The sequence below is a fragment of the Limnospira fusiformis SAG 85.79 genome (assembly GCF_012516315.1).
Classification (GTDB): domain Bacteria; phylum Cyanobacteriota; class Cyanobacteriia; order Cyanobacteriales; family Microcoleaceae; genus Limnospira; species Limnospira fusiformis.
On the sequence record NZ_CP051185.1, the window covers coordinates 5,979,390 to 5,995,118 of the forward strand.

Here is a 15,729-nt window from a genome sequence, read left to right on the forward strand (position 1 = left end):
AGTTTCATGGTCCATTGTCGATTTGGGTTTGAGAATTTTTAAAGGCTTGTTTCATCACCGATTGAATTCGCTTAGGATCGGGTTTTTTGCCACCCATTAAATCCCCGAAATATACACAAGTAGCTTCACCTAAAGCCCCCGTATAAGCAAAAGCCCAAGAAGCAGCGATCGCACTTCCAAAAGCCGGAATAAACTTAATTAATTCCCGACCGACCGCCTGAGCGAGAAATCCACCAGCGATCGCACTAACAATACCCCCAGCTTGGGAGGGGGTAATAGTTTGACCGTAGAGTTTTCCTAGTAACCCCACCATAGACACTTGTAGGGCTGTTAAAACTGGCATAGTCGCAAAAGGTAGGGGAACCGCTGCTATAGTAGCCGCCATAATTGAAAAAGCTAAAATATAGCGCCTTCCCACGTCTCGATATAAACTACTTAATTCCTGTCCCGCCTGTCCTTCCAAAAGCTGATAAATAGTCCTGGCTTCCGCTTCTGGCAACAATTCTATCAAAGTATCCCTAAAAGTTTCTAACCCATAAAATACCGGGGTGTAGCCATCTTCTTCTCGGGTAAAATCAATGGCAACTAGGCGATTATATAAATTATCAAAATCCTCTTGTATGGCATCAAAACTTCGCTGAAAGTCTGGAAAATCCGGCGGATAGGCGGGATGATTTGCCGTTCCTGTGGGGTAGACTTCATGGAGACAAGTTACCACCAATAAACAGGGTAAATCAGGGTATTTTGACCGTAAACTAGCCGCAATAGTTCGCAGGGTATCTGTAGCGAAATCATTAATTTTCACCGTCAAAATTAGCACCCGTGCGCCGCGAGTTTCCTGCTGTAAATTCTCCACCAATTCCGCTACCAACTCATCCGTATCCTGATTAATATCCCCCAGTCCGACCGTATCCGTAAAAATCAGTAAAGGTAGATCCCCGGAAGGGTAAGCATATCGTTGAGTGTTTTGGGTGTGGGGCTTAAATCCCTGGCCGACAATTTCCGCCGAAACTCCTGTTAATCCCCGAACAATGGAACTTTTACCCGCTTGAGGTTTCCCAATTAGCAGCGCTTCTGTAGTTGGAAGTTCAGCCCGGACGCGCTCTAAAATCTCAGCAACTTCGCTCTCACTAACATTAAATAATCCCCCAATTTTATCAGTTATTTTCCCTAGAGTCAAGACTTTTTTCAATCCTTCGCCAAGAGATTCCCATGGCGCTTTATTGGGCTGTTTTTGATGATTCTGGTAAGACTGAGAAGGTTCTGGGGGTAAATTGCTATCAGTATCAGATGGTTCAGACATAATTAAAGGTGTGTTAAGCAATACTTCCGCGTTTGCGTGCTTCTTTGTAGGAGATACCGACGTTAGGGAGTCCGGCGCGAATCATTTGGTCTTCTAGCATAGCAAAAAACCGAGTCCGATCGCCTCCTCTCACCACCGCTTGATTGTGGGCTTCCGCTAAAGCCACCGGGTAACCATAGCCTTTATAAACTTGGGCTAACATAATTGATAAAGCTAACTCAAATTGTTCCGTATTTTCAGCTACCCAAGCCGGACATTCAATTCTAGCGATTTCTGTGCCGACATTCACATAACAGAAGTAGATGGAATCAAAATCATAATAATCTAAAATACGCGATCGCGATCGCCAGAGGGGGCTGCGCTGTCCCGGTTTCAGATAATTAGACCATAGCACCGTATCTCGCAGAGGTTCAGAAATTTGACAGGGGGCTTGTTTAATCTTGCCTTTTTTGTCCACTTGACCGAAATCTGGGCAATTTCGCGCACAATCAGGTTCATTATACGGACACCCTTGCAATCTCAGAAACGAAATAGTTTCGCTACTGCGAGAGGCGCTGACATAACCCATCATCGGAATACCAGACACTTTAATCATATCCCAGGCTTCTAAAATCGGTTCGATAATGCGATCGCGCGCTTCTGTTGGCAATGTTTCCAAAAACCAGTAAACTAGGGAACCATCTACTAAGGCGAGGGCCGGGTTAAGGTTGTCCCCTTGAATCGTAGCAATCTCTCGGGCTGTTTCCGCGAGGGCGATCGCTTCCGAAATGCTGCGTTGGTAGCCCATCCATTCCTCTGTGCGAATACCCCACTGGCGCGAAATATATAGGTCTTCGGGACGATAAAAAATTTCGGGAACACTATCAAGGATCGGGTGGCGACTTTGACCGTAATAGAGGACAACCCTACCGATGTTGATTAGGTAACAATAGGCGATTTCGTGGGCGTTAGGGGCGATTTGGGACCCGTCTGTGGCAAAAACTGTATGGGCGGCGGGTGGTGCTTGAATCGTGAAACAGCTATCTAATTGGTCTATGGGGATGGCGGGATGAAAGGGAATCCGATCTACCCAGTAATTCAGGCTTTCTATCAATTCTTCTTGATGCTTTTGGGCTTCTGTCAGCAGGTTTTGTGCTGCTTTTAGGCGATCGCTCGCCGCTTGGGCTTCACGGGTCAAGTGTTTACTCATCCCTTGCATTTGGCGAGCCAGTTGAGTTAGGTCAAGCATAGTATTCGGGCGTGAAGTCACACCTAATTATAAATCTCAGAGGTTAACTTGATGTAGCTACCCGGAAATACTTATCGCTGATTGCCAATATAAGTTTTTCGGTACATAATATATATGTTAGGCTCTATTGACAATTTTATGCTCACAAATCATCGGGGCTAATGCTGGGTTACTTTTATGATTAACAACTAGGAGTTAATTAGATAATGGATAAAGTCGAAAATTTTGCCTTAACATCTGTTGATCTCAGTAATTGCGATCGTGAACCCATCCATATTCCCGGTAAGATTCAATCTCACGGTTGTTTGCTAGTTCTCCAGGAACCAGAACTAATCATTTTACAAGCTAGTTGTAATACTCAACTATTTTTGGGGCGGGAAGTAGAGGCTGTTGTTGGCAAAACTTTAAGCCAAGTATTTACCCCGATCGCCTTTCAAAAAATATCCCAATCTCTGAAATCCCATGATCTCAAATATTCAAACCCCATTGATATCGAATTAACCCATAACAATACCCCCCAACAATTGACCGCTATTGTCCATCGACATGATCATGTATTAATCCTGGAGTTAGAGCCACATATACCCACACAAACCCACCGCGCTTATGGCATTTATGCACAAATTCAATCTTCCCTTCCCGCTATTGAAAATAAAAACAGTTTCGAGGAATCTGCCCAATTTTTAGCCCAGGAAATTCGCCAATTAACCGAATACGATCGCGTTATGATTTATCGGTTTGAAACTGATGGGAGTGGCATTGTCGTAGCCGAAGATAAAAAACCAGAATTAGAGCCTTTTCTCGGACTCCATTACCCCGCTTCCGACATCCCCAAACAAGCCCGACAACTCTATTCTAAAAACTGGGTGAGGATTATTGTTAATGTTAATGATAATCCCGTCGCTATTTACCCTCTTCATAATCCCATTACTCAAAAACATATCGATTTGAGTTATGCCACTCTTAGGAGTGTTTCCCCTATCCATATTGAATATCTGCAAAATATGGGGGTTTCCGCTTCCTTGTGTATTTCTCTCATTAATGACCAAAAACTATGGGGTTTAATTGTTTGTCATCACTACAGCCCTAAATTTGTCTCCTATGAATTGCGCCAAGCCTGCGAATTATTAGGGCAATTTATGTCAGTGGAACTGTTCCGTCAATATCAAAAAAATTGGGAAGCCTATCAGATTAAAGTCAAAAAAATTCAGCAACTCTTTAGACAAGAACTCTCCGTACATGAATCGGATTTAATTAATCGAATTAGGACAATGATTGATTCTAGTGGTCAACATTTACTAGAATTAGTTAATGCTCAAGGTGTCGTCATTGGCTTACAGGGAGAACTCACTGAGTTCGGAGAAACTCTCCCTCAACCCGATTTAGATGATCTACTCTCCTGGCTGCGTAGCTATTACCCACAGGAAATTTTTTATACCGATCGCCTCGCTGAAATTTACCCACCTGCTCAAAATTACATCAACCAAGCCGCTGGGTTGCTGGCTATTTCCATTTACTTAGATCAAGCCACTTATCAAATAGTTTGGTTTCGTTCAGAAATTATCCAGACTGTTACTTGGGGGGGGAATCCTAACAAAGCAGTTGTTATTGATGATCATAACCAAATGCGCCTATCTCCTCGCCAATCTTTTGAAGCCTGGAAAGAAACAGTTAGTGGTCATGCTTTGGGTTGGAATGAATTAGAAATTAACGCCGCCATGGAACTCCGCAATACTTTAATGTTGGCGGTTTTGCATTTCTCTCATTTCGCCTTAGAAGAAGTTGCGAAACGCGCGGAAATGGCGAATCGAGCTAAAAGTGAGTTTTTGGCTAATATGAGCCATGAAATCCGCACACCCATGAATGCCATTTTGGGTTTTTGTGATTTACTCAAAGGATTGGTTGAAGATGATAAACAACAATCTTATCTCGATGCGATCGCCGCTGGGGGTCGAGCCTTAATTAGTTTGATTGATGATATTTTGGATCTCTCCAAAATTGAGGCGGGAAAACTTGAACTTGAGTATCACCATGTCTATTTGCCAATATTACTACAGGAAATCCAGCAAATATTTTTACCCACAGCTATGGCTAAGGGTTTATCACTACAGATTAATTTTGAACCCAATGTTCCTAAAATTATCGAATTTGATGAAGTCCGACTCCGCCAAATTCTCTTTAATATTGTCGGAAATGCTATCAAATTTACCGAAGATGGTTCCGTTACGATTTCGGTTCGCGCTGAAAGTTTTGAGCATAATTCTCACCTCACTCTCCAAATTGTGGTAGCAGATACTGGTATTGGAATAAATCCAGATCAGCATCAACAGATTTTTGAAGCCTTTGTACAAAGTGAGGGACAAAGTAATCGTCGCTATGGTGGGACTGGACTCGGTTTGGCTATTACTCGAAGACTTACCCATCTGTTGGGAGGTACACTAACTCTCGACAGTCAGTTGAGCTTAGGAAGTGTTTTTACTTGTACCTTTCCTAATGTCAAAATTACACAATCTCATCAATTAAATAATCTACAAACCGCCATTTATTTGTCAGATTTAATCCCCTCTACTATCCTAGTGGTCGATGATGTCGAGTCTAACCGCAAGCTAATTGCTGGTTATTTTGATACCACAGAACACCTACTGCTAGAGGCTAAAGATGGATACCAGGCGATCGCTATGGTTGAAACTCATCATCCTGATGTCATTTTAATGGATCTACGAATGCCCGATTTAGATGGCATTGCGACCAGTCAACTCATCAAACAAAACCCCCACACTGCTAATATTCCCATTGTTATGTTAACCGCTTCTGTGGTCGCCAAAGATTTTGAATTAAGTCAAAATTTATGTCAGGGATATCTACGCAAACCTGTCAATAGAGAGCAACTCGCCGCTGTATTATCCGATATTTTAGCACGCAAAATCGATATTCAACCGCCTAACATACCTCAACAATTAACTGAAAAAACAGCAATTAATATCACTAAATTACCCTTGAATCAATTGCTAGAGTTAAAGGAAATTTTACGCAAGGAAGAAGAGAAAGGATGGCCAGAATTACGCGATCGCATGACTCAAAGAGAGTTGCGATCGTTTTTGCGACGCTTACAAAAGTTAGCTAAAAACTATCCCTGGAAGCCTCTCCAAGATTATGTCACCATTCTCGATCAGCAATTTGCAGACTTTGATTGGGATAACTTACCAGATACTATCAATAACTTCCCCACATTAAGGCGATCACTTGAACAACTAGAGTCCCCCTAGTCCCCTCGGTCCTAAGTCATGGTTTGGTAAAGGTTTTGTCATGAGTTGATGAAACTAGCCTCCAGATCATCTATAGAATCTTTGAATTTTGCCACCTTTCGGGTATATTTGAAATAGGGAATTTATCAAAATATCTCGGTGGTGTTAGGGGCAAAAGATTCTCAGTAAAATTACTGAATTACTCATGTAACTTGGTCTATTAGTTCAAGCCAAAAGCCAGTGATTTTACTTACATACTAACTCGCATTCATCTGGGGGAGGTCTATTATGACCGGTCTGGAACTGATTATTTTTATTTTTGGCCCGTTTATTTCATTTAGTTTGGCTTGTTTACTTGTATCTAACCAACGAGAGTTTGGCACCGAACCGGATACCAACAAATACTAACACTAACATATCATCAAAAATTTTCTTGGTGCAGCCACCTAGCGGACAACCGCCCCAAAGCGGACGGGTTGGGTTAGGGAATTGGGGCAGGTAATTATCTACCAAAAAGGCGATCGGGGGGCATATATATCTATAAGTCTCCGATCGGTGATCAAAAGTTCCCGGAAACCACCACTAAAATTGGTACTCCCATGAGTGGTAGCTTCCTGGTGTCTAGTGCTGACCACTAGCTAGGTAGGTAGAGACCGACTAGCGCCGACCATCTCCTGGCTGAGGATAGGAGGGAGACTCCTCTGGGGACTTATTATCGACTGCCATAATCTGGCTATCAACAATGGTCGCCATCTCTTGGGTCAATTGTGTATGAAAATCTAGGGAAGCCACGGAGATGGTTTTTGTCTGCGCGGGGGAAGGGGCGACTAAGGCAGCAGCGCCTACAGAAGCGATCGCAGCACTAATAGCCAAGGAAGCCAAAGCATTATATAGCATTTTTAAAGACCCTATCGATATGTGGTAACAGAACTTGCTTAAAATACTTGGGCTAGATTTCCATATCCGGAAAAAAATATAATTTTTCCCAAAAATCTCTAGTCTAGTTGGATGACAATCAGAATTTTATGAAGACATGGGGGGGGAGACAGTCAACGGAATAATTCAGATATATTCGGCGTAATATTAGCCAGAAGTTACGGTAATCACTCATTCTGGATACGCCAGCAGTATCACCCATGAAAATAATCCCTCAATTGACAAGGGTTAATTGAGGAGACTATCTGATATATTGCGGGTAATAAAGTATATTTACATGGTTGGATGTCTTAGCCTTTCCTGCCGCTACCTCGGTGGGGGGTAGGACTGGATTCAGTCTCTGGTATTTGGTTGTCATTGACTTGAACTAGCTCATAAATTGATTCATGGGAAGACTCAGACGGGGTAGCTGTAGTCTCCAATTTGGGTTGATTAGCTAGATTAATGAGTGCCAAGCCAGATAGCATAATTAAACTGGAAAGACGCATGAGGGAATGTCCTTATCAAAGTTTCCACTATCTAATACCAGCGGGATATCAGCTATCCGGTAAAAATCGCAAAATGGGATAACTAGGAAATCATTAATCACTGGAAAATAGGGGATTTTACCGATTCATCAATTGCCCCTACCTGCCCCCCATTGGCTAGACCTATCTGGTAATAATGCTTAACTGGGGCTATAATTAACCTGAGTTCTAGGAATGCTGCCAAGATGGACGATCGCCAACAGAAACACCCCCAGTACAAAAGCGATCGCCGAATGGTTGATCAGCTTTTGGCCAATCAGTCACCGGGAGACTTAGAACTGGCGGAACTTGCGCGTCTGAAAATCCGTTACCAGGGGTTCCCCGGCGCTTGGGATATCCAAAAAGACCTAGATCGACTTTTGCAAATGTGGAATTACACGGAAGACAGCCTCTTCGAGAAAACTCGCGCCATTCATGCTGAGGGTCATGTTTACCGCGCTAAAAACCGAGATAGTGATGATTGGGTATAAATAAGATGCACAGAATTGCAGCGATACCAGGAGGCTGGAACCCCGATACAGAGGGGGTTATCTTTATTGAACAAACTGCCGCGCCAATTATTGTTTTAACTGCAGCGGATACAGAAATTCAAACCTTAGCAGCAGCCATAGCTGAGTTACCCTCAGACTTTCCCAATTTACGAGTAACTAATTTGCTGAACCTGCAACAGCAGCTTACTATAGACACCTATGCTGAGGAGGTCTTATCTCAGGCGAAGGTTGTAGTTTTGCGACTGTTGGGGGGACGTTCCTATTGGTCCTACGGTTTGGAAGTTTTGGCGGAAATCGCGGAAACTAAAGGGGTAGAATTGATTATTTTACCGGGAGATGATGGCGGCGACCCGGATTTAATTACTCAGTCTACGGTTCCCCTAACTGTAGCTAACCGAGTTTGGCAATATTTTAGTGAGGGAGGGGTAGAAAATACGATCGCAGCTTTGCAATATATAAGCGATCGCTATTTAGCCACTAATTACAACCCGCCGCCACCTGTAGCCATTCCCAGGGTCGGTCGTTATCCGTGGCGCGCGCTGTCCCCGGTCTCTAACTATCGGGAAGTGGGAATATTATTCTATCGCGCCCATTATCTATCAGGAAATACTGCCCCCATTGATAGCCTTTGTCAAGCCTTGGCGGCTCGTCAACTTAACCCGGTTCCCCTGTTTGTTTCATCCTTGCGAGATCCAGAAATCCAACAGGAGGCGATCGCCTATTTAACCAAAGCCAGACTCTTAATAAATACCACAAGTTTCTCGATTTCATCCCTGGATAATTCCGACCTACCCAGCGCCCCTCTGTTTTCTTTAGATATCCCCACATTACAAGCCATTCTGAGTGGTATTAGCGAACAGAGATGGCAATCAAGTCCCCTCGGATTACCTCCCCGTGATGTGGCGATGAATATCGCTTTACCAGAAGTAGACGGCCGCATTATTACCCGCCCAATTTCCTTTAAAACTGTCAAAAATAGCGATACCAGACTAGAAACAGATATTGTTCATTATCAACCCAAAAGCGATCGCATAGAATTTGTAGCCGACCTCGCCGCCAACTGGGTCAAACTCTCAGAAACCCCCACCCACCAAAGGCGCATCGCCCTAATTTTAGCCAACTATCCCACCCGTAACGGTCGCCTCGCCAATGGTGTCGGACTAGATACCCCCGCCAGTTGTGTAGAAATTCTCCAGGCTTTAAAATTAGCCGGATATACCGTCAGCGATTTTCCCCTTACCGGAGATGATCTGATTCAGGAACTGACCAGGGGAGTGACTAACGACCCAGAAGGGCGAGATTTTCGGGAAGTTAAGCAGTTTTTAAAATGGCAAGACTACCTGACTTATTTTAACACTTTACCCGCCGTTGTGCAAGGGGGAATTAAAGAACGTTGGGGGGTGCATTTTTTTGAGAATCCGCCGGAGATATTACCGATTGCTGGGGTACAATTTGGCAATGTTTTTGTGGGGATTCAACCATCACGAGGTTATGATATTGATCCGAGTCTGAATTATCACGCGCCGGACTTGGAACCGACCCCAGAATATTTGGCTTTTTATGAGTGGCTAAGAAACCACTTTGAGGCTCATGCGGTGGTTCATGTAGGGAAACATGGTAACTTAGAATGGCTACCGGGTAAAGGGGTAGGACTGTCGGAGGAATGTTACCCAGAAATCGCCCTGGGACCTTTACCGAATTTCTATCCGTTTATTGTTAATGACCCTGGGGAAGGTTCCCAAGCGAAACGCCGATCGCAGGCGGTAATTTTAGACCATTTAACCCCGCCAATGACTAGGGCTCAATTATATGGACCTTTGCAACAATTAGAAGGGTTAATTGACGAGTATTATGAGGCTCAAGTATTAGATCCATCTCGGTTAAAAACTATCAGCGATCGCATTGTGGAGTTAATCCGCAAGGAAAAGTTAGACCGGGATTTGGGCATCTCTGACGGGGAAATGGTGTCGGAATTATTTGGCACAATTGACGGTTATTTATGTGAACTAAAAGAAAGTCAAATCCGCGACGGTTTACATATTTTGGGGCGCTGTCCAGAAGGGAGACAATTGCGGGATTTAATCATAGCCATAGCCCGTCATCCCAGCCAAAATCGATGGGGTTTAACCAGGGCGATCGCTCAAGATTGGGGTTGGGAATTAGACCCATTAACAGCTAATCCGGGGGATTTATGGGAGGTGGAAGGCGACCAGAAAAACAGTGAAATCTGTAGGACAGTCGGGGATGCGATCGCCTTAATCGAAGACCAAGCCGCGATTTTAATCGACCAATTAATCAGCCAAAATAGTCAGGAATTCCCAGGGGAATTGACCCGCCAAGAATTAGTTTGGATCGAAAATATCCTCCTCCCCAATCTGAAAAAATGCGATCGTGAAATTCAGAACCTATTAAGGGGACTTGACGGCTGCTATATTCCCAGTGGATCATCCGGTGCGCCGACTCGTGGACGACCTGATGTTCTCCCCACCGGACGGAATTTCTACGCGGTCGATATTCGCGCCATTCCCACAGAAACCGCTTGGCGGGTCGGTCAGTTAGCAGCCGAAGCCTTGGTAGAAAAATACACCCAGGATCATGGAGAATATCCCCAAACTCTAGGGCTATCTGTGTGGGGAACTTCCACCATGCGGACGGGGGGAGATGATATCGCCCAGGCTTTAGCCTTGTTAGGGGTACAACCAGTCTGGGAGGGTGCGTCCCGGCGAGTGGTGGATTTTGAAATTTTGCCGATTTCCATATTGGGACGACCCAGGGTTGATGTCACCTTACGCATTTCTGGGTTATTTAGAGATGCTTTCCCCAATTTAATCGATTTATTCGATCGCGCTGTCGAGATGGTTTCTCAGTTATCAGAAACCCCCTCAGAAAACCCGATCGCCGCCACGGTCTATCAGGAAACTACCGCTGGGGTGGAGGAAGGTTTGACGGAAGATGAAGCTAAAATGCGATCGCGTTTGCGGGTATTTGGGTCAAAACCGGGAGCCTATGGTGCTGGGTTACAAGGATTAATTGAATCCCAAAATTGGACCGATGACAGCGACCTGGCGCGCGCTTATTTGAATTGGAGTAGTTATGCTTATACTGGCGGTCAGGGAATTTCTGCCCCCCAAGCCTTTGCTAACCGTCTCCAACAAATGCAGGTGGTTTTACACAATCAGGATAATCGAGAACATGATATTTTGGACTCCGATGATTATTATCAATTTCAGGGAGGGATGACGGCCGCGGTGCGGGTTCTCCGAGGCGAAAATCCCGATACTTATTTTGGTGATAATTCTCTCCCAGAAAATCCCAAAGTCCGACAGTTGCGGGAGGAAATCGCCAGGGTATATAGGTCGCGGGTGGTGAATCCTAAATGGATTGCTGGGGCGATGCGACACGGTTATCGGGGGGCTTTTGAAATGGCGGCTACAGTAGATTTTTTATTCGCTTATGATGCTACCGCCCAATGTGTTGATGATTTTATGTATGGGGGGATAGCTGAGGCTTATATATTAGATGCACAAGTCCAAAATTTTGTCCGCGAAAAGAATCCTTGGGCGTTGCGGGATATGGGGGAAAGGTTACTAGAAGCACACCAGCGAGGGTTATGGTCTTCCGTAGACAGAGATTTATTAGATAGACTACGCAACGTGGTTTTAGAGGCGGAAGCTGCGATCGAAATGGCAGAATAAACAGTAGAGGCAGGGTGATAACCTGCCCCTAAGAGGCGATCGCGCCTTTACTGTTTTAAGCGAGAGATGATCTCACGAATTTGCTCCGATGCTACATCGCGACCTCCCAAACCAAAGGCGATCGCAATAGCAACAGCGATCGCACCCAGTAGCAAGCCAAAAGCCAAATTCACAATATCACTAGCAATTCCCATTTGCTGAAGTGCCATAGCACCCACAAAGATAATAACAGCAATGCGGGCAGCCTGAGCCAGCAATTTAGCCGAAGAAGTGCCGGAACTCGATATCAAATTATGAGCCAAGTTAGCCAAGTATAAACCAATTCCAAAAATGATCACACCCAATAGCACTCGGCCAGCAATGATTAACAACTGCTCAACAATCAAAGTTAAAGCAGTTAAGCCCAAAATGTCCGTAGCCGTCACTACCGCAAAGAACATCACACCTACCAAAGCAATCACACCCACGATTTCCGAAGGTGTTTGCTTCGTGGCACTGGTCACAGGCTTATCATCTATCACCTCATCCTCTTCTGTGGTCTGAGTTGGGGTAGAAACCGGACTAGCCTTAGATTCAATTCCCAACCAAACAAAGATATTGTTAAAACCCAGATTGGTTAGCAGGTTAGTCACCAAATCTCGGACAATCACCCCAAACATATAAGCCAACACCAATATCACACCCGCAATGAAAACTTGGGGAATGACATTAAAGATCTGATTCAGCATCGAAATCGCTGGGTCAGAAATCGCATTAATCTGGAGCGCTTGCAGGGCTGAGATGGCAATAGGAATCATCAGCACAACATAAACAATTGTGCCTAGCACAGAAGATAGGGATGTAGTCCCCATCGCCCTTTCTAATCCCAACTGATTGCTGAGACGATCAAAACCAACAGCAGCCAATAAATTGGTAACAATGCGACTGACGATTTGAGCCAAAAGCCAACCACCTGCCGCAATAACTAAGGCTTTCAGGATATTGGGTAGACTCGACAGGATTTGATTGACCATCGTCTGCACCGGAGATAGCAACCCAGCTAACTCCAAAGTGCTAAGAATCATGGGCAGAAACAGCAGGAAAATAAACCAATAAATGGCATTTCCCAAGGTGTGACTCAGAGAAAAATGGCTCTCGTTTGCCCCATGGGGAACCTGCTGGTTGAGTCGCTCATCCAGCCTGAACATATCCAAGAACCTAATCATCAAGGTTCGGCAAATGGTAGCCAATACCCAGGCCACCCCTAACAATCCGGCTGCTCCTAATATCCTAGGTATGTAGCGGGTGATTTCATTCAACAGGGTAGTCAGGGGAGCGGAAACAGAAGTTAACTGGAGTCGGTCAAAGAAACCAATAATCGCAAAAATAAAGATAACCCAGAAAACTAGGGTCCCTGCCCATTTTTCTACGGGAAAGTCCTCACCGCCTTCCGTAGACCCAGAAATCCAACTGACCAGTTTATTATCTATATCGGTCTTTTTGAGTAGCTTTTTGACCAATGAACCCGCAAACCGAGCAAGTAGGTAGCCAAATAACAGGATTAAAATGGCTGTCACCAAATCCGCCACGGGTATATCCGCCAATATATCCCCCATGTGAAAATTCATCAAGTCATCAACGGGATTCGGTGATGAACCCTCTTGAGCTAAACTTAAATGGGATAGGTTCCCTATTCCTATCCCCAAGGGATTGGGAATTATACACGAAGTTTCAATCATAATCTTTGTAGATGGGTTCTAAAGTTTTACAATCTAACAGAATAATTATCCCCCTAACATCTCCCCAGGGAAGGAAACTAGCAAAATTTGATCAACTCTGTTATTTTCCTCGGTGATGATGTTGAACTCAAATCCAGGTGAGATTCACCAGTAAATCTATGCTCATCAGTTTTCGTCACTGGTTCCGATTGTTATAAAATGCCTACAGATGAGTTAAACCTCTGTGTGTACAAACTTGTTTGATCTCACCGTTGGGGTGGACATTAGTTCGTTCAACGGATAACGTTCTGAATATAGCTTGAGGCTTAGGATGTCATCTCGTCAAGTATTTGAACAGTCTATTCACATTAAAGCGATCGCCACTACGGTTGAACGCTGTATTACCGATCGCCATTTGATGCGTCGTTGGTTAAATCCCGCCCTCCGTTGTGACCCAGTGGGCGATTGGGATACTGATGTAGGGGGACGTTCCCGCTTTGTTATTCAAATTCCCATTATTCAACCTACCTTAGAGAGTATTGTCCTGGAAAGAGAACCGGGGCTAATTGTCTGGGGATTTGATGGATTTTTCCAAGGATGCGATCGCTGGGAATGTCAACCCCAATCCCAGGGAACTTACTTATTAAATCGCTTTGAATTTGAGATTAATAACCCCTTAATTGCCTTTGGTTTTAATCGGTTCGCCGCCCCTTGGACTAAGGCGGACATGGAAGCTCAATTGCGACGGTTGAAGCGAGTAGCAGAAGAACAGCAAAACCTATAGCGATCGCTTCCCAGATAAAAAGGGAACCTCCCCCATACACGAGAAAGATCCCCCATTGTCTGACAATCTAATTACTCCGAGAGTATCCCCAGTCTCAAGCCTTGGGGATTCCTTCCTACCTAATTACAAATCAGTTGTCGAATTTCTGGTTGAGCTCTCAAAAACTCGATCGCTTGTTCTCCTAGTTCACTAACGTCATCATACAAACTCATCAGATTATTGACATCTACCGTGATCGTATCAACCGATTGGAACCCTAAAACCACATCCAACATGGTTAACCGACCATCTCGAGTTGAATCTCGCAAAGCCGACAGTACATCATCAACAATGTTATCAATAGAACTACCAGGATTAATAAATAGACTAAAGGCCCCCACAGCTAATCGACCATAACTCGAACCTAACAGGCTATTAACTGTATCTGTGGGAACATTTACCCCAAAATTCAGAGCATTGCGGAAAGTGGTAATTTGAGAATCACTCAGTTCCGCCAAAGTAAATAAAGAGTTCAGTTGGTTAGACTTTTCCCCAGTTTCAGCAAATGTCTCCAAATCTTGAAACTCTAAGGAAATACTAGCGGGGCCGTAAATTAATTGGATCGCTTCGACTGCAGGAGCCGGGCGACTCATGAAAATTGTCAGACTGGCAGTGATTCCTACAATCATCACTAAACTCAGGGATATATATTTAGAGATCCCTTTGGTGAAGACACTGTAAGGGCTACGAAGTCCCTGACGAAAAGATTTTAGCGAAAAGTTCATGCAATATCTCCAGTAGCTTGGAAACCGCCTAGTGATTGTCACTACTAAAAAGCGACTTAGCCGATTTGGCGGTCAGGAGGATCGGCTTCCCCCCAGAAGAGGTCAATTTATCAATCAGCCTACCCTTTGACCGTGGGACACACGGCTGTAAGTTCAGGTTGATAACCCTATCTGTTTTATAGGTTTACTAGACAGGTTGAATGGTTCCCCAAATCCTTACTAATTAAACGATTCAGATATCCAAGTCCATTCTATCTAGTAACTGCTGAATTATACCAGCATCCTGAGCAGTTGGAAGGTGGTTAAGATAATCTTCTAAGTCACAGCGAGCCTCTGACCAGCGATACAGTTGATAGTAAATAAGACCGCGATCGCGCTTTTCTTTAATATCATCAGGAGACAAGATCACAATCCTCTCCACTACCTTCAGCGCCTCCTCAAATTCCCCAACATTCATATAAATTGCCTTCAGATTTTGCAGCATCCGCCTTAAAAATTGCCGTGGTGCGATCGGATTGAGAAATTCCGGCCGTAATTTCATCGGCTGTCCATAAATTTCCGACAATCTCAGCTCACAGTCCTCGGGGAATAGCACTTCTCCCCGTCCAAACGCATCAACATAAATCCCCGCATCTTCAAATTCTGGCTTAATCAGAAAATGTCCCGGCATCCCAATTCCCACCATCGGAAAATCCATGCGTTTCGCTATCTCTAAATACACCAAGGACATCGTAATCGGAATACCAGTCCGACGGTCTATCACCTGATTGAAAAAGCTATTTTTCGGGTCATAGTATTCAGTCCGATTACCCCGAAATCCTAATTCATCATAAAGGTAATGATTAATCGCCTTAATTATCCGCAGGGGATAGGCCGGCTTTTCCAGTCTCTCTAACACATCCGCCGCCATCCTATCTAAGTGTTGCAGATATTCTAAATGGTTAAAATATGGCTGATGTTCTCGGGCAATATATAGGGCAGCCTTAGCCAAATCTATTTGATTTTCTGGCTGGCTAATCTCCTCATAAAACTGTTGTCTTGGTTCCGCAAAAGTCATGT

At 44.4% G+C, this 15,729-nt stretch carries 11 protein-coding genes; 4 read left to right on the forward strand and 7 right to left on the reverse strand.

What is annotated here, in order from left to right; translation table 11 throughout:
- Nucleotides 1–4: 4 nt before the first annotated feature.
- Together HFV01_RS27850 and HFV01_RS27855 are read right to left on the reverse strand one after the other, a co-directional pair.
- Nucleotides 5–1,303, reverse strand: coding sequence for a YcjF family protein (locus tag HFV01_RS27850; RefSeq protein WP_006618295.1), 1,299 nt, complete (start codon nucleotides 1,301–1,303; stop codon nucleotides 5–7).
- A 13-nt stretch (nucleotides 1,304–1,316) separates the two neighbouring features.
- Nucleotides 1,317–2,531, reverse strand: coding sequence for a DNA double-strand break repair nuclease NurA (locus tag HFV01_RS27855; protein WP_006618294.1), 1,215 nt, complete (start codon nucleotides 2,529–2,531; stop codon nucleotides 1,317–1,319).
- A gap of 206 nt (nucleotides 2,532–2,737) precedes the next feature.
- Here HFV01_RS27855 and HFV01_RS27860 point away from each other — a divergent pair, with 206 nt between their 5' ends.
- Nucleotides 2,738–5,797: an ATP-binding protein gene (locus HFV01_RS27860; protein WP_193520617.1), complete on the forward strand. Its 3,060-nt coding sequence runs from the start codon at nucleotides 2,738–2,740 to the stop codon at nucleotides 5,795–5,797.
- A gap of 636 nt (nucleotides 5,798–6,433) precedes the next feature.
- Here HFV01_RS27860 and HFV01_RS27865 read toward each other — a convergent pair.
- Together HFV01_RS27865 and patX are read right to left on the reverse strand one after the other, a co-directional pair.
- The gene (locus HFV01_RS27865) at nucleotides 6,434–6,673 is read right to left on the reverse strand and encodes a hypothetical protein (protein ID WP_006618292.1); all 240 of its coding nucleotides are present in this window, start codon (nucleotides 6,671–6,673) and stop codon (nucleotides 6,434–6,436) included.
- A gap of 329 nt (nucleotides 6,674–7,002) precedes the next feature.
- On the reverse strand, nucleotides 7,003–7,200 hold the full coding sequence (patX, locus tag HFV01_RS27870; protein WP_006618291.1) for a heterocyst-inhibiting protein PatX: 198 nt from the start codon (nucleotides 7,198–7,200) through the stop codon (nucleotides 7,003–7,005).
- A gap of 224 nt (nucleotides 7,201–7,424) precedes the next feature.
- On the opposite strand from patX, the gene HFV01_RS27875 reads away from it, so the two are divergent.
- Nucleotides 7,425–7,709 (forward strand): DUF3288 family protein, encoded by a 285-nt coding sequence (locus HFV01_RS27875; RefSeq protein ID WP_006618290.1) that lies wholly within the window; start codon nucleotides 7,425–7,427, stop codon nucleotides 7,707–7,709.
- A 5-nt stretch (nucleotides 7,710–7,714) separates the two neighbouring features.
- The gene (cobN, locus tag HFV01_RS27880; RefSeq protein WP_193520618.1) at nucleotides 7,715–11,425 is read left to right on the forward strand and encodes a cobaltochelatase subunit CobN; all 3,711 of its coding nucleotides are present in this window, start codon (nucleotides 7,715–7,717) and stop codon (nucleotides 11,423–11,425) included.
- A 47-nt stretch (nucleotides 11,426–11,472) separates the two neighbouring features.
- Here the strand turns inward: cobN and HFV01_RS27885 are convergent, their stop codons facing one another.
- Complete coding sequence (locus HFV01_RS27885) at nucleotides 11,473–13,143, reverse strand: mechanosensitive ion channel (protein WP_193520619.1); 1,671 nt, start codon at nucleotides 13,141–13,143, stop codon at nucleotides 11,473–11,475.
- 310 nt (nucleotides 13,144–13,453) lie between these two features.
- On the opposite strand from HFV01_RS27885, the gene HFV01_RS27890 reads away from it, so the two are divergent.
- Nucleotides 13,454–13,906 (forward strand): SRPBCC family protein, encoded by a 453-nt coding sequence (locus HFV01_RS27890; RefSeq protein ID WP_006622517.1) that lies wholly within the window; start codon nucleotides 13,454–13,456, stop codon nucleotides 13,904–13,906.
- A gap of 119 nt (nucleotides 13,907–14,025) precedes the next feature.
- Here HFV01_RS27890 and HFV01_RS27895 read toward each other — a convergent pair whose 3' ends face one another.
- Nucleotides 14,026–14,670, reverse strand: coding sequence for an alpha/beta hydrolase (locus tag HFV01_RS27895; protein ID WP_006669421.1), 645 nt, complete (start codon nucleotides 14,668–14,670; stop codon nucleotides 14,026–14,028).
- A 232-nt stretch (nucleotides 14,671–14,902) separates the two neighbouring features.
- Nucleotides 14,903–15,727 carry a SirB1 family protein gene (locus HFV01_RS27900; protein WP_006622519.1) on the reverse strand — a complete coding sequence of 275 codons (825 nt, stop codon included), beginning with the start codon at nucleotides 15,725–15,727 and terminating at the stop codon, nucleotides 14,903–14,905.
- Nucleotides 15,728–15,729 lie beyond the last annotated feature (2 nt).

Bases quoted from the DNA above. Each gene is read 5' to 3' on its own strand.
- HFV01_RS27850 (WP_006618295.1), bottom strand. From the start codon at position 1,303: ATGTCTGAACCATCTGATACTGATAGCAATTTACCCCCAGAACCTTCT.
- HFV01_RS27855 (WP_006618294.1), bottom strand. From the start codon at position 2,531: ATGCTTGACCTAACTCAACTGGCTCGCCAAATGCAAGGGATGAGTAAA.
- HFV01_RS27860 (WP_193520617.1), top strand. From the start codon at position 2,738: ATGGATAAAGTCGAAAATTTTGCCTTAACATCTGTTGATCTCAGTAAT.
- HFV01_RS27865 (WP_006618292.1), bottom strand. From the start codon at position 6,673: ATGCTATATAATGCTTTGGCTTCCTTGGCTATTAGTGCTGCGATCGCT.
- patX (WP_006618291.1), bottom strand. From the start codon at position 7,200: ATGCGTCTTTCCAGTTTAATTATGCTATCTGGCTTGGCACTCATTAAT.
- HFV01_RS27875 (WP_006618290.1), top strand. From the start codon at position 7,425: ATGGACGATCGCCAACAGAAACACCCCCAGTACAAAAGCGATCGCCGA.
- cobN (WP_193520618.1), top strand. From the start codon at position 7,715: ATGCACAGAATTGCAGCGATACCAGGAGGCTGGAACCCCGATACAGAG.
- HFV01_RS27885 (WP_193520619.1), bottom strand. From the start codon at position 13,143: ATGATTGAAACTTCGTGTATAATTCCCAATCCCTTGGGGATAGGAATA.
- HFV01_RS27890 (WP_006622517.1), top strand. From the start codon at position 13,454: ATGTCATCTCGTCAAGTATTTGAACAGTCTATTCACATTAAAGCGATC.
- HFV01_RS27895 (WP_006669421.1), bottom strand. From the start codon at position 14,670: ATGAACTTTTCGCTAAAATCTTTTCGTCAGGGACTTCGTAGCCCTTAC.
- HFV01_RS27900 (WP_006622519.1), bottom strand. From the start codon at position 15,727: ATGACTTTTGCGGAACCAAGACAACAGTTTTATGAGGAGATTAGCCAG.